9 protein-coding genes are annotated in these 14,600 nt (G+C 41.6%); 7 read left to right on the forward strand and 2 right to left on the reverse strand.

Annotation, left to right across the window (positions count from 1 at the left end; all coding sequences use genetic code 11):
- Window positions 1-2: 2 nt before the first annotated feature.
- Entirely contained in the window at window positions 3-3,110 is a 3,108-nt protein-coding gene (locus tag ACYVNW_RS12690; RefSeq protein WP_460680243.1) for a SusC/RagA family TonB-linked outer membrane protein, read from the reverse strand.
- A gap of 272 nt (window positions 3,111-3,382) precedes the next feature.
- On the opposite strand from ACYVNW_RS12690, the gene ACYVNW_RS12695 reads away from it, so the two are divergent.
- The 3 genes from ACYVNW_RS12695 (at window position 3,383) to ACYVNW_RS12705 (ending at window position 8,121) form a co-directional block, all read left to right on the forward strand.
- Window positions 3,383-3,715, forward strand: coding sequence for a PadR family transcriptional regulator (locus ACYVNW_RS12695; protein WP_460680244.1), 333 nt, complete (start codon window positions 3,383-3,385; stop codon window positions 3,713-3,715).
- 34 nt (window positions 3,716-3,749) lie between these two features.
- Window positions 3,750-5,411 (forward strand): PspC domain-containing protein, encoded by a 1,662-nt coding sequence (locus ACYVNW_RS12700; protein ID WP_460680245.1) that lies wholly within the window; start codon window positions 3,750-3,752, stop codon window positions 5,409-5,411.
- 265 nt (window positions 5,412-5,676) lie between these two features.
- Window positions 5,677-8,121: a TonB-dependent receptor domain-containing protein gene (locus tag ACYVNW_RS12705; protein ID WP_460680246.1), complete on the forward strand. Its 2,445-nt coding sequence runs from the start codon at window positions 5,677-5,679 to the stop codon at window positions 8,119-8,121.
- Window positions 8,122-8,198: 77 nt separating this feature from the next.
- On the opposite strand, the gene ACYVNW_RS12710 is transcribed toward ACYVNW_RS12705, so the two are convergent.
- Window positions 8,199-10,688, reverse strand: a complete 2,490-nt coding sequence (locus tag ACYVNW_RS12710) for a M14 family metallopeptidase (protein WP_460680247.1) — start codon at window positions 10,686-10,688, stop codon at window positions 8,199-8,201.
- A gap of 346 nt (window positions 10,689-11,034) precedes the next feature.
- Here ACYVNW_RS12710 and ACYVNW_RS12715 point away from each other — a divergent pair, with 346 nt between their 5' ends.
- From ACYVNW_RS12715 to ACYVNW_RS12730, 4 genes are all read left to right on the forward strand, one after another.
- Window positions 11,035-12,885: a DUF3289 family protein gene (locus ACYVNW_RS12715; protein ID WP_460680248.1), complete on the forward strand. Its 1,851-nt coding sequence runs from the start codon at window positions 11,035-11,037 to the stop codon at window positions 12,883-12,885.
- A gap of 97 nt (window positions 12,886-12,982) precedes the next feature.
- Window positions 12,983-13,567 carry a hypothetical protein gene (locus ACYVNW_RS12720; RefSeq protein ID WP_460680249.1) on the forward strand — a complete coding sequence of 195 codons (585 nt, stop codon included), beginning with the start codon at window positions 12,983-12,985 and terminating at the stop codon, window positions 13,565-13,567.
- A 132-nt stretch (window positions 13,568-13,699) separates the two neighbouring features.
- Window positions 13,700-14,152, forward strand: coding sequence for a hypothetical protein (locus ACYVNW_RS12725; protein WP_460680250.1), 453 nt, complete (start codon window positions 13,700-13,702; stop codon window positions 14,150-14,152).
- A 37-nt stretch (window positions 14,153-14,189) separates the two neighbouring features.
- Window positions 14,190-14,582, forward strand: coding sequence for a peptidase associated/transthyretin-like domain-containing protein (locus ACYVNW_RS12730; RefSeq protein WP_460680251.1), 393 nt, complete (start codon window positions 14,190-14,192; stop codon window positions 14,580-14,582).
- Window positions 14,583-14,600 lie beyond the last annotated feature (18 nt).

Consider the following 14,600-nt stretch of genomic DNA (forward strand, 5'->3'; position numbering starts at 1 on the left):
TTTTAGAAATTTAATGTTACTGTTGCACTATAAAAACGTGTTGGAGGAGTTTGTGACAGTGTAGTAATACCAACAGCATTGCCATCAGATAAGCTATAATCTGGATCAGTATAGACATTAGATTTTGGCAACCAGATAAACAGGTTACGGCCTTGTAAACTTATACGTGCTCCTTTGATGTATTTATTATTTCTGAACATTGCCTGAGGAAAATCGTAAGACAATGCGGCTTCACGTAATTTCCAGTAATTACCTGAATATACGTAGTTTGTGGCCACACCTCTACGGTACGTATCATTAGTCCAAAACTCGGTACCACCATCACGTACAGTTATATTATTGTTGGCAATATAGCTACCAGGATTGTTAGGGTCAGGAATTGAAGAGTTTGGATATACAAAGCGCTCACGGTTATAAATAGCGCTGGTATAACCTGCACCACTGAAATCAAATCCGTTTCCGCCATCATTATAAACTACGTAGTTGCCACGGAATTCAAATAAGCCTGACAGGCGGAAACCTTTGTAGCTGGCAGCTAAGTCTAATCCTAAACGTTGTTTAGGAGTTGTATTACCTAAAATTTTACCGTTAGGATTAACAGTTGGATAACCGTTGATAGGATCAACAATTACACGGCCTTGAGGGTCACGGTAATAGTCAGTACCTACCAGTGTGGTTGATGAGTAGCCTTTAATAGCATAAACCTGTGCCAAACCACCTGTTGAAAGCGGTAAACGGCTCAAGTCATTAGAAATATCAACAACGGTGTTGTTGTTATAGGTAAAGTTACCACCCACAGTTAATTCCCAGCCAGTTGCTGTTCTTAACGGTGTGAAATGTATAGTAGCTTCTATACCTTCGTTTCTTACTTCACCAGTATTAGCCAAGAAGGTACTGAAACCTGTTGCACGAGAAATATTTACAGGTAAAGTTTGGTTTGAAGTATTAGTTACATAATATGTAGCACTACCCACAATTCTTGACTTGTATAAGCTGAAATCTGTACCAACTTCGAAACCTTTGGTAATCTCAGGTCTTAAACTCAATGATACAGTCTGATCGCTCGCAGAGTAACCACCTAAAGAACCGAATGGGAAACCTGAAGTTTGAACATAAGTTGGCACCAAGCTATATGGACCTACGTTTACATTACCCACTTTTGATACACCACCACGAATCTTGATCTGATCAATCGCCTTGATATCTTTCAAGAACTCTAAGTGAGCGGTTGGAATATAAGATAAGTTAGCTGAAGGATAGAAGAAAGAACGATTTTCTGGAGCCAACAACGAAGTCCAATCATTACGGCCAGTTACCTCTAAGAATAAGAAATCTTTGTAGCCTACCTTCAAATCACCGTATAATGATTGTGTATGAGTACCATAGCTGGCTTGTGATGGAGTACTTTCACCTACACGGTTACCTTGGTTGTAAAAACCTGGGATAACTAAACCGTTGGCAGTAGTAGTTAAGTTGTTCTCCTGATTGTTGGTGATGTTTGCACCTAAAGTAAGGTTGAAATTAAAATCACTTACTTGCTTTTTAAACGTAGCATACAAATCAGTGTACAAAGTAGTATTATAATAAGCATTATCAGTTACACCGCCAGCAATGTCAGTTTTACTTGACGAGATGCCTTTAGTATATTCTGTATAAGTGAACTTACCTGTTGTATTTTTGTAAGACTGGTTTCTGGTAGTGATACCCGGACGAGCAGTGATAGTCACCCAATCAGCAACTTTCCAATCTAACTGTAAGCTACCGATGAAATAATCATTTCTTAATTTTTGACGATTATTACCGATAGCGAAGTAAGGATTTTGATAATATTCGTTATAATAACCGTTTTGGTTAGCGAAAGGATTGTTGTTATAATCTTTGTATGACAACAAAGGCACAAAAGAAGGCGTGTTCAACAAGTTATCATAAACTGATGACGTAACCGTAGTTTGATCATAACGGTTTTGAACATAGTTGGTAGCATAGGTTAAAAATAAACTTTTACCTAAATCTCGTGTTCCGTTCAGGCGGAATGAAGCACGGTTATACTTATCCTGTGGTGTAGTACCTTTTACCGCAACATACTGACCTGCAAAGTAAAGGGTTGATTTTGCATCACCATTAGACAATGAGAAGTCGGTTTGGTTGGTTATACCAGTTTGCCAAAAATTGTATTTATCGCGATTAGCAGTGTAAGGCACTGTTTGAATACTACCGTCAGCCAAAGGACGACCAATTTGAACCAATGAGCCATCATAAGCAGGGCCGTACTGCTGATTTTCGAAAGGTGTATAAATCTGATATCCTGACGCTGAACCAGAACCAAATTTATCTTGCAATTTTGGATAGTAGCTAATTTGCTCTAAGTTGGTAGTGTTTGATACCGTAACACGGGTTGCGCTATTCTTAGTACCTTTTTTGGTAGTAATCAATAACGCACCGTTTGATGCTGCAGTACCATAAAGGGCTGCTGCACCTGCACCGTTTAAAACTTGGATATCGGCCACATCTTCAGGATTGATGTTACCTAAAATAGAGTTTGGAACAATTACGTTATCCAATACAATCAGTGCCTGGTTATTACCAGTTAATGAACGCTGACCACGTAATACAATACGAACGTTGGGATTAACACCACTGCTTACAGCGTTGATTTGCAAACCCGCTACTTTACCGGTTAAGCCAGCAGCAACGTTGGTAGCTTTACCAGCTGTTAAACGAGATGAATCGATACGGGTAGTAGCATAACCCTGAGCGCGTTGCTTAGTTACCAGACCACCTGCTGCCACGATTTGCACATCACTCAGCTGGCGTGCATCTGGCAATAAAGTTACATCAACTACAGTTTGGGTACCTGCAGCTACGTTTTGAGTAATGTAGCCGATAGAGCTAAAGGTTAAAGTAGCACCTGCTGGCGCACTAATTCTAAAACCGCCGTTACTGCCAGTTTGGGTACCTACTGATGTGCCTTTAACCCGAACGCTAACGCCGGGGATTGGCAATCCATCATCTTTCCCTTTTACTGTACCAGTTACTGTACGGTTTTGTGCAAATACATGTGCAACGGAGAGCACAAGAAAACACAAACTTACGAGTAGAAGTTTCTTCATGTTTGTTAATTATAAAATCAGTTAATAGTTAATAGATTATAAAAATAGGTGCTGATTTTTTAAAAATGAAATTTTTTGTTAAAAAAAGTTAAACTTTAACACCTAAAACCGCTTAACGATGAAATTATGCCCGTTTTCCACACAGTAATTTCATTTTCAACATACTAATATTTCAGGTCTGATTTTGCACGATCATTAATAATCGGCATAAAAAAAAATAAATTTAGTACTATGTATTGCAAGATACATTCTAAAACATATATCTTTGCATTATGATTGTTGAAAATACTCAAACCCAAATGAGGAAAGGTATTCTTGAATACTGCATCCTCTCTATTATAGCGCGGGGAGAAATATATGCTTCAGATATCATCGCTGAACTGAAGAATGCCCAGCTATTGGTGGTGGAGGGTACATTGTACCCGCTGCTTACCCGCTTAAAAAATAATGGCCTGCTCACTTACAGCTGGGTAGAATCTACTTCAGGCCCACCGCGCAAGTACTATAATTTATCCGCCGAAGGTAAAAGCGTACTCGAGCAGTTAGACAAAACCTGGCAGGAACTGGTTTTTGCTGTAACCACCTCTATAGATAAAAGAAAATAACCTACCTGAACATCCTGATCATCAATAAGCCATCATGAACAAAACCATCATCATTAACATCAACGGCGTGGTCTTCCATATTGAAGAAGATGCCTACGAGATATTAAAAAACTACATGACCGAGGTAAAACGTCATTTTTACAACTCGGCCGATAGTTTGGAAATTACTACCGATATAGAGAACCGCATAGCCGAAATGTTTACCCAACTGCTAACCGAAGGCAACCGCCAGGTAATTACCGATGCCGACGTAAATCAGGTCATCGCACAAATGGGCAGCGTAAACGATTTCGAGTTTAGCGAAGAAGAGCAGCCTGCTGCCGGTCAGCCGGTCTTTGGCGCGCCTATATCAGCCAAACGCAAACTCTTCCGCGACCCTGACGATCATATTCTGGGTGGTGTGTGTGCCGGCTTGGCCAGTTATTTTGACATTGATACCGTTTGGGTGCGCCTGGCATTTGTGCTTACCATATTTGCAGGCGGCGCCGGGTTACTGGCCTATATCGTGTTATGGGTAGTGGTGCCCAAAGCCCTCTCCCGTGCCGACCGCATGAGTATGCGTGGCCAACCTTTAGACCTACAGGGGTTTAAGCGTAATTTTGAAGAAGAAATGGGTGCTGTAAAAGGCCACCTGGCTACCTTGCAAGACGAAGCACGCCCCTTATATCATAAAACACGCTCATTTGCAGGTGCAGCCGCACAGCACACCGGCGAATTTTTAGGCGGTGCCGGCCGCATAATTGCCAAGGTGATTGCCGTATGTATTGCGGTGGCCTGCTGCTTTGGTATTGCCTCAGTATTAATAGGTATTGTTGCATTTGTAGGCTATGGGGTAACCAGCTTTGGCCCCGGTGGGTTTGAGAACATCTTCCCCATGAGTGTTATCGATTATCAGCACAATATTCTGTTTTTTGTGGCTGCATTTTTAGCCATTGCCATTCCGCTATTTGCTATTATGTTTATTGCCCTGAGCGCTGCTTTCAACCGGGCCCGCTTTACGCGGCAGGTGGGCTCTACCCTGCTCATCTTCTGGCTGGCCGCTATTAGTGTGGTTACTTATTATGGTGCACGCATTGCCAGCGAGTTTAAAGAGTCGGCCAGCTTTACGCAAACTGTAGCCATCAAAGCCGACAGTACCAACACCTACTATTTAAAACTGAATGAGGTGAAATACCTGAGCGCCCAGGATAGCGCCCGTCTTAACATCAGGGAGCGCTTTGGCGACAGAGTTATTATTAATGATGATAATGACAACTATAACGGCTTTGGCCACGATATTGACTTATACATTGAACGCAGCGATGTAGCACAACCCGTACTGGAAGAAACTTACAGTGCCCGCGGCAACACTTATCCTGATGCTTTAATGAATGCCCGCAATACCACCTACCTGTTTACACAGCAAAACCAAACCCTGCAATTCGGCAACCGACTGCAGGTAGCCGAAAATAAACTATGGCGCAACCAGGCAATCAGCATGCGGTTACTCGTACCATTAAACAGCAAGGTGGTCATCGACCAGTCGTTGTCACCCTACATTCGTAATTTAGATTATTATCAATGCCGGGATTTCAGCAAAGATGAAAATGCACGCTCTGCTGCCTTTAAAATGACTAATGAAGGCTTGAAGTGCCTGGCCGATACTGCAAAAGCCGAAACTTTGAAAGCCGATACTACAGATACCGAAAATCAGTAAATGTTAAATAGCGTTAAATAAACCGGCTGTTTGCCGCAGCCGGTTTATTTTTGTACTTGTTATGCAACCCTTTAGCACCTAAACCCGTCTATTTTCACAAAAATTGTAACCTTATCACCCCTAATTGCATCTAACCTCTAAATAACAAATAAAAGGCAGTAGCCTAATCAGCATCATTTTTAAAATAACTCTTTAAAAAAGAATGAAAATTCTTTCTGTGGATAGCTATTGCCTGACAAATACAAACCCTAAACATATAAACACCATGAAACTAATAGCTTGCTTACTTCTTACATTTTCAGCGCTGCTGCTATGCAGCCGGCGGTCTTCTGCCCAGCAGGCTTTACCCTCAAAAATTACCGGCACCCTGCAAACCGAACAAGGTAAACCGCTGGATTATGCTACCGTATCACTTTTACAAGCCAAAGACTCTGCCATAGTAAAAGGTACCTTGAGCAGCGAAAGCGGCATATACGTTTTTGCCAACATCAAACCGGGAAATTATGTGGTTAAAGTTTCGGCTGTTGGCTACAATAAGTTAAGCAGCAAAGCTTTTAACGCAAGCGGCGGCGAGGTAACCGTACCTACTATGATACTGCACGCTACCAGCCGCGAGTTGGGCGCAGTTAATATTACCGGCACCAAACCTTTAATTGAACGCCAAGCCGATAAAACGGTAATGAATGTAGAAAACAGCGTACTGTCTGCCGGTAACTCTGCCATTGAGATTTTACAGCGCGCGCCTGGTGTTACTATTGACAAAGATGACAACATCAGCCTGAAAGGTAAGCAAGGCGTAACCGTAATGATTAATGATAAATTAACTTACCTGTCATCTTCAGAACTGGCCAGTTTGCTGCGCTCTACTGATGGCACTACCATACAAAGCATAGAAATTATCACCAACCCATCGGCCAAATATGATGCGGCTGGTAATTCAGGCATTATCAACATTAAACTGAAGAAGAACCGCCAGGTAGGTACCAACGGCAGCGTTACCCTGGGTGCCGGCTATGGTAAATATGGGAAGGATAATACCAGCCTCACCTTAAACCACCGCCAAGGTAAACTTAATCTGTTTACCACACTGAGCCGTGGCGATAACAAACGTTTCAATAAAATAGGGCTCGACCGTAATGTGATAGATGCCGCAGGCAATAACAATTATTTTACTCAAAATACTGATTTAACAAATACCCGCAGTTTTAATAATTACCGCGCAGGTGCTGATTACGATATTACCGATAAGCATACGGTTGGCGTAGTGGTAAGCGGATACCGTAACACTGAAACAGACCGTGGCACAACACTTACTCAAATTGGCCGCCAAATTGGCAAACCGGATACTTTATTAACCACTACCTCTCACGTGCCCCAACGGTATAATAACTTTGCCGTTAATTTAAATGACCGTTTGCAGCTGGATACCAACGGCCAGCAATTGGGCATTGATTTGGATTACCTGAGATACAAAAACCGTTCAGATGCTCAATACAACGCCATTTATCGTAATATGGATGGCTCTACGCCGCGTGCACCTTCATTTGTGCGCAACCAGTCGCCTTCTACTATTAATATATATACCGGCAAAGCCGATTATACATATCCGTTCAACAAAACGCTGAAACTGGAAACCGGCTTAAAGTTCAGCCATGTAAAAACAGATAATGATTTACAGGCACAGGTTTCAACAGATGATGTAACCTATGCTAACGACACAAGACGCACGAATCATTTCATTTACAGCGAAGATATTGATGCCGCTTACGTGAATTTGAATAAAAGTTTTAGTAAAACATCTGTACAGGCCGGTTTGCGGGCAGAGTATACCAAATCTGATGGTAACCTGATCACCCAGAATAACCGTGTGCAACGCAGCTATCTGAACTTTTTCCCAAGTGTATTTATTAATCACGATTTCTCAGACAAGCACAGTTTGGGTTTCACGTACAGCCGCCGCATTGACCGTCCGAACTATGAGGATCTGAATCCGTTTGTTTTTTTCCTTGATCAATATAGCTATCAGCAGGGTAATCCGTTTTTACGTCCCCAATACACCAATTCATATGAACTGAACTATAGTTACAAAAAAACAGTAAACGTAAGCTTAGGCTATAGCCGTACCACTGATGTGATTACTGAATTGTTGTACAGCAATCCAAAATCCCTGGCTACCATTATCACCAAAACTAACCTGAATGTGCAAAACAACTGGAACCTGAGTTTGAACACCCCATATACCGTAACTAAATGGTGGACTGGTAACTTGAATGCTACTTCATTTTACTTAGGGTTTAAAACCGATACTTCAGCCAACGGCGCTTTAAATAATGGAAAGATTGCTTACCAACTGCAATCCACCCAAACTTATATTTTGGGTAAAACCTATAAAGCTGAATTGATTGGCAATTATCAATCCTCACTGGTATATGGTTATTTCCATGTAAAGCCGCAATACAGTATAGATTTTGGTATCAGCCACAGCTTTGCTAACAAAAAAGCCAACATCAAATTCGCAGTGAACGACATCTTCAATATCCGCCGCAACGATGTAACCAGTGTGGCCGGTGATAACAGGATTATGATTAAGCAGAAAAACGAAACCCGTATATTCCGCCTTAACTTCACCTACAACTTCGGCAACACCAAAATTAAAGGCAGCAGCCACCGAAGCTCGGTTGATGAAGGCAGCCGCGTAAGGGGCAACTAAGCATTTCCCACCCGGCCGGGTGTCAGCATATATATTATATAAAAAGGCCATCCTTTCGGATGGCCTTTTGCATTTTACTAATTACCTACCATAAACACTGCATTGCTGAACAACAATTTACCGCCCTCCCAAAAGCTGCGGAACAGCGGGTCATCCACTATATATACCACACTGCCACGGCCGGCGCTTTGCACACCTAATAAAGTGCCATCTGCAATTTTGGCTTTAGCCTTTTGCCCCACAAAACCCGATACATAAGCAGTTTTACCAACGGTGCCCACATCCCAGCCGTTATCGCCCAGGTAATCATAAATATCATCGCTCAACTTTAAAGTATAATAATAGTTAGGGTAACCATAACCCAATGGGTGGGTGTTATCCAGCTTAACTTTATAAATAGCCCCCGGCACGCCCGATTTAATGGATTCCCGCTCGCGGTCGCCGTACACTGCAGGGGCAGATGGCTTTTTGCTATCCTTTGCTGCTTCTTTGGTCTTAATGTTAAACCCGTTCTGGCCCGACAAGGTACTTACCGCACCTCCCATGGCAATTAGTTTACCGCCATCGCGCACCCAATCACGCAGTTTGTCGGTTGATATATTATTATAATATCCATCTGGCATTATGATTACATCAAAACTGCTTAGTTTGGTGCGGCTTACATCTTGCACTTTCACCTGTGTAACAGGATACCCCAGTTGCTGCTCAAAAAATTGCCATACCTCACCAGCATCAGATGCCGAGGTGCCTTCACCGGTGAGCATCATTACTTTTGGTGCGTTGATATAATGTACGAAGCGCGAGCCTAAATCGGCTCCTTTTTCAACAAAGCCGGTAGTTAGTGGCACCAGTTGCCGGTTAAAAGCGGTTGCCGTTTCATTGATGATTTGGTCGAAATTATTTTCATTGTTTCCCGCCCGGGTGATAATTAATGAACCGGCATTAAACTGTTTGCCTGCGGCATTAAAAGGAGTTTCGGCATAGCGTACCTTAATGCCTTTTTGCAGCAATGCTGCCAGAAAACGGGCATCCTGTACCGACTGCCAGTTGGCTACATAGGCATAAGCATGAGCATTAATGGCTACCGTAGGTGCAGGTGCAGCCGGCATATGGCCGTTTGCTTGCACGGCTTGCTTCAAACCGTATGTTTTTAAGCCATACACATAAGGCAGGGCCCAGGCGGTAATATCATAGGTATTAGAATCGGTAATCAGGGTTTTAGGCTCCATCAGTACATTTAATAATACTGCTTTAGGTTGGGCAGCATTAATAATCAGGTCTGATGGGGTAATGTTTACTTTTTCTTCTTTAGCGGTAAAGTAATTGAAGCCCGAGGCATTCTGATTGCCCCAAAAGCTGTACTGTATACGGTTTTTATCCAGTAGCTGGGTTAAAGCTTTTATATTATCGGCATTGGTATTTTTTACCACATAGGCTTTATATGCACCCGGTGGCTGGTTGCGTGCATCAGTAAAATACTTTTGATACTCGGCCAGCAATTTTGTGGCATTAGCCGAAGCCGCCTCTACAGTGCTTAAACCATTGGAATGGTGATGGGCAATACGGTCGGCCAGGGTAAGCGTATCGCCGCTGCGGGTAATTACGGCCAAACCGGCACCTATGCCGCCCTGCTCATATGTCATGCCGATAGCGCCGTTGTATAACGGGTAGGTATCACCATAAGATGGGTACAGCAAATCAAACTCCTCCTTGGTAAAATACAGCCAGCCGTTCTGATCGAAGTATTTGGCGTTGTTTTTACCAATGGTAACCTGAAAATCCCGCTGCCAGCGGGTAATGTCCCGATGCATAGGTTCGGCAGCCGGGGCAAAATAATACGGACTGTTATAGCCCTGCTCATGAAAATCTACATGTACCTGCGGCAGCCACTGGTTAAACAGGGCCACACGGGTCTGTACTTCCTTTTGCGTTTGCCAGGCCCAGTCCCGGTTTAAATCAAACATGTAATGGTTGGAGCGGCCACCCGGCCAGGGCTCTGCATGTTCGCGGGCCGAGGGGTTGGCATCGGGCATTATACCTTTAGCCTGGTTATAAAAGTTCACATAGCGGTCGCGGCCATCAGGGTTCAGGCAGGGGTCAATCACCACTACAGTATTTTGCAGCCAGCGGCGGGCTTGCGCATTGTTAGGGTTTACCAAATCATACAGCGTTTGCATGGCCGCCTCGCTCGAGCTGGGCTCGTTGCCGTGCACATTGTAACTCAGCCATACCACCGCAGGCGCATTGGCTAAAGCAGCTGACTCTTTACCCAAGCCGGTTAAAGCCATATTATGCTGGCGGATGTCTTCCAGCCTGCCGATGTTCTCATCAGATGCTATGAAAGCTGCTATCAGCGGCCGCCCCTCATTGGTAGTGCCATAACTCACCAGCTTTACATTTTTAGAAGCTGCGGCTACCGCATTAAAGTAGCCTGCTATTTGGTAATGGTAGGTGAACTGGCTGCCCAGCGGGCGGCCCAGGTATTCGGCAGGGGTAGGTATTTTTTGAGCGAAGGCACTCAAGGCAGCAGCCAGGCACAGGGTAAAAAGGGTAAATTTTTTCAGCATAAGGTAGGCTAATGTAAGGATTTTTGGGATGAAGGATGAAGAAGCACAAGCAATAATAGCTTTTACCTGCCTGCTGCGTAGTGCTGCGCGCAGCGGATGCAGCACTACGCAGCAGGCGCAGCACCCTGAAGCAGCGCGCAGCACCACGCAGCACCCGCAGCAGTGGCATGAATGTGTCAGTGGTTTTAGTTATATATTATATATCGTCACAAGGCCTTTAGTTGCAAGTTTCAAAAAGCGGAGGTAGAAAAACGCGTAGAAATAGTTATTTTAACAAAACATAGCACATAACAGCAACATGTATTATATATTTAGCGTACAATAAGCTCGTACTTAAAACCTTATCATGAAAAAATTTATTGCTTATGCTGTGCTATTGTGCATAGTATTGGGTGCATGCCGCAAAGGTCATGATCCACAAATTTCAACAACTGACATTTCTAAAATTGCCTATCTTGGTCAAAACGTCATTTCCAATGCAGGTATACAAAACTGGTTCTCTAAAAAAGAGATAGGAAAGTATATTTCTGTTGATTGGTCTAAAGCGCAGCAAAACATCGTAGATGGTGTTCCAGTGGTTAAAGTGCCGGTTAAAGGCATTCATAATGCTGCAGTGATGTCGGCCACCCAAACCAAAAGCCTTGCAGTGCAAACGCTGACAAATGACACCCTGCATTACTTCAACCCCGAACACCCACCCATGCTTTTCTTTTTTGCAGATAAAAAGGCGACAAATGCTGATAGCATTAAGGCACTACTAATGAATTTTTATCCCGATGACCCTTCTAAAGAAAACGGTAAAGACAAGATATGGACGGGGAAGCTGGTAGAGTGGAATATGGAAGGCGACAAAGTGTATATACAACAGTTGAACAAAAGTTACCCGGAGCAGAAAGGCGTGATCAGCTTGTCTCAAATTTCGAGCTCAACTAATAGTAAATCACAGGTACAGGTACTATCTACAGTAAAGCAGTTCAATATTTTATCTGATATATGGAATGCCTTAAAAAAGGTGGTTGAATTTATCGGTTACCAGTTTGGATTTCCTGGACATTACAATTATTATCATGATGGGACAGACCTCACTTGGTGCGATTTTCTTTGGGGAATGTTTTGTGGCAGTAGTGCTGGCCCTAATGGTGATATAGTTACTGGTGGTGGAAGTTCTAGTGCACCACCAAATTACATAGCTATTTATAATGGATATGTGGACGGTTATAACGGATCAACAGCAGGGAATCAGTGGATACCATATGATGGAAGTGGCAATACTTCCTCTGACCCCTGTGATAACTCTCCCCATCCATTAGCTACCACAAATGGTGTAAAAGTTTTCTATGCTGATCCTCATGGATGCCCTGTGTATATGCCTGTTCCGCCAAGCAATGGAGGAAGTATAATTCATTATTCATATGATGATATTGATGGTGATTTTGATTTTGATTATGATATAAATGGCACCGGAGACCCCAATCCAATACCGTTAACGGCAACACATACTTTTGAATTATTATCTTTAGGTACTTTTTCCGATGGAAGAAAAATTGGCAGCACAAATAATCGTGGAAACACAGAAGACATGACATATGGTACAAATGCAGATGTGAGTAAAATAACATCGAGTGAAACTTCAAAAACTACCAGTCAACTCTTCGATGGAATGACAGATTTGATGCATACATTCTCGATGGGTGAATTGCAGAATGCAACTGATCAATTTGTTCAGCGTTTCCGTAATAATACTGGCGGCACTTATGAGAATTATACTGTTAATAAATATGTTTCGGAAAGTAATGAGTTCAAAAACTTCGTTAGTATGTTCAATGATATACTTGATTCTAAGTTAAAAGCAGTTAACGGTGATCTGTCTAAAATAAGTGAAATTAAAATTAGCAATGCATTAAGAATGCATTTCGGCGGCTTATATAACCGCGCGCACGGCCTACAAATATTAATCAATGACACAGAATACACCGAAATACAAGTTGATAACTATAGTTTATTAGCCAGCGGTAAGTGGGCTGCAGACATCACGATAACAGTACATGATCATTTTGGACTGGATTTGCATGACGCTGTAGAATATCAAGGATGGAATAATGGTTTTGCAGATTGGTGGTTACTTCAGCATGACAGGGGAGTTAAACCTTTTGAAACTTTAGTAAGAATTGGTTTGCGTATTAATGGATCTATATAACTAGAACATGAATAAAAGCAGCTTTTTAGTAACATTTTCGCTTTGTTACTTACTACTAAGTTCTGCCTGCACTCACCGGATCAGGTATAACTATAGCTTGAAAACAAAATACGAAATTTTATTAAACAAGGAACTTTTAAAAAGAAATGTAACCAACAGCTCTAATTTTCATCCAGTAATTGTTGAATTTGCCTATTTAGATACACTGAACATAAAACATTATCAGCCGGATAAATTCGATATTAAAATTTTAAAGGATGGAAAATATATACCACTGTTAACAAAGGATACAGTAGCTGAATTTGATTTTATGCTGGCAGATATATCTTACAAAAAAGACTCATTAGTACTGCGGTTCCATGGCTGGGATAGTAAGCAATCAGAAGTCCATAGCATACATAATAATCGCGTCGAATCTTTTATATTAGAGTCTTACAATGAATTTGAAAGTTTCAAAGAAATAGCAGTTGGACCAATTGTCCATACACTTCGGGTTCCTGCCCGCACAGTAAGCTTTATACTGAGTGAACCGATATCAAAAAGTATCGATTTCATATATGGCGAGGTTGAAATCATTACCTCCCCATATTATTCACAATCAGCATTGTTTAAAGAAGGTTTTATAAAAAAAAGATACCGGGCAAAGTGTTTATTTAAAATTGCTGTTAAGGACTTGAGGTGAAGACCTCTATTTGAATTATAAGTTGGACATGCACATTTTTTGGGGTTAATGTTACCGTACCTTTTGCTGATACTACTTTGCACATAGCTACTCCATAGTACAGAAGCTTTGTTGAGAATTTGATTAAAAAGTATGAATTACAGAATAGCAGAAGCGAAGTTAAATGTATTGAGAGCTATGAAATTACTTCATTTAATATCACTATTTTTCATTGTTATAGTATTTAGTTGTAGCGCACAGACAATTGGACGGACAAGTTCCAATTATTGTATATATGTAGAACGTGGAGACCCAGTTTTTGTAAAGGTGCAGCGAACTCTGGAAGTTATCAGTTATAGATATAATTGCTCCTGCTATACAGAAACCTTTTTAGACTTTATACATGATAATAAAATGAATAGCTACATAGTAGATACTTTATCTCATCAGCCTATCACAATGCGTCAGTTTGCCAAAATTGCGAATGATAACCGCACCAATGATTGGCCAAAGCTTAACCAAAAAATCTACATCATTCAACAAACCAGTGATAAAAGATACCTCTATCAGCAAGTAACGTTTTATCTGATTCCAGGAACAGAGTAGTTGACTTGTTACTGTTAATAACGTTAAATTGACTAGAATGAAATATGTATATATTTTGTTAGTGCTGTTATTGCTGCTATTTTCATGCAGCATTCAAAACGGCGGCAGGTACCACAATCCGAAAGGCAACTATGAAATTAAAATAACAAAAACAGCAAGTGATGCCAACCCAGTAATTAAAGGCAGAACATTTGACCAGCAGACAAATGAAAGTTTACCTTTTACTGCGATAAAGATTAACAATAAAAAGCTGTTTAGGTCTGATAAAAAAGGAAATTACGAATTTAGCGTTTCCCCAGGGGTATATAATTACTATCCCGGAACCATTGGATACCGTTTCTTTAAAACAAAGCGATTTAGAGTTCATCGTGGTGATACAGTAACCATTAATTTTTATTTACAGGATGACCCCACACCTATAAGAGATTAATCTATAAATTTAGCAGTA

Source organism: Mucilaginibacter koreensis (genome assembly GCF_054783355.1).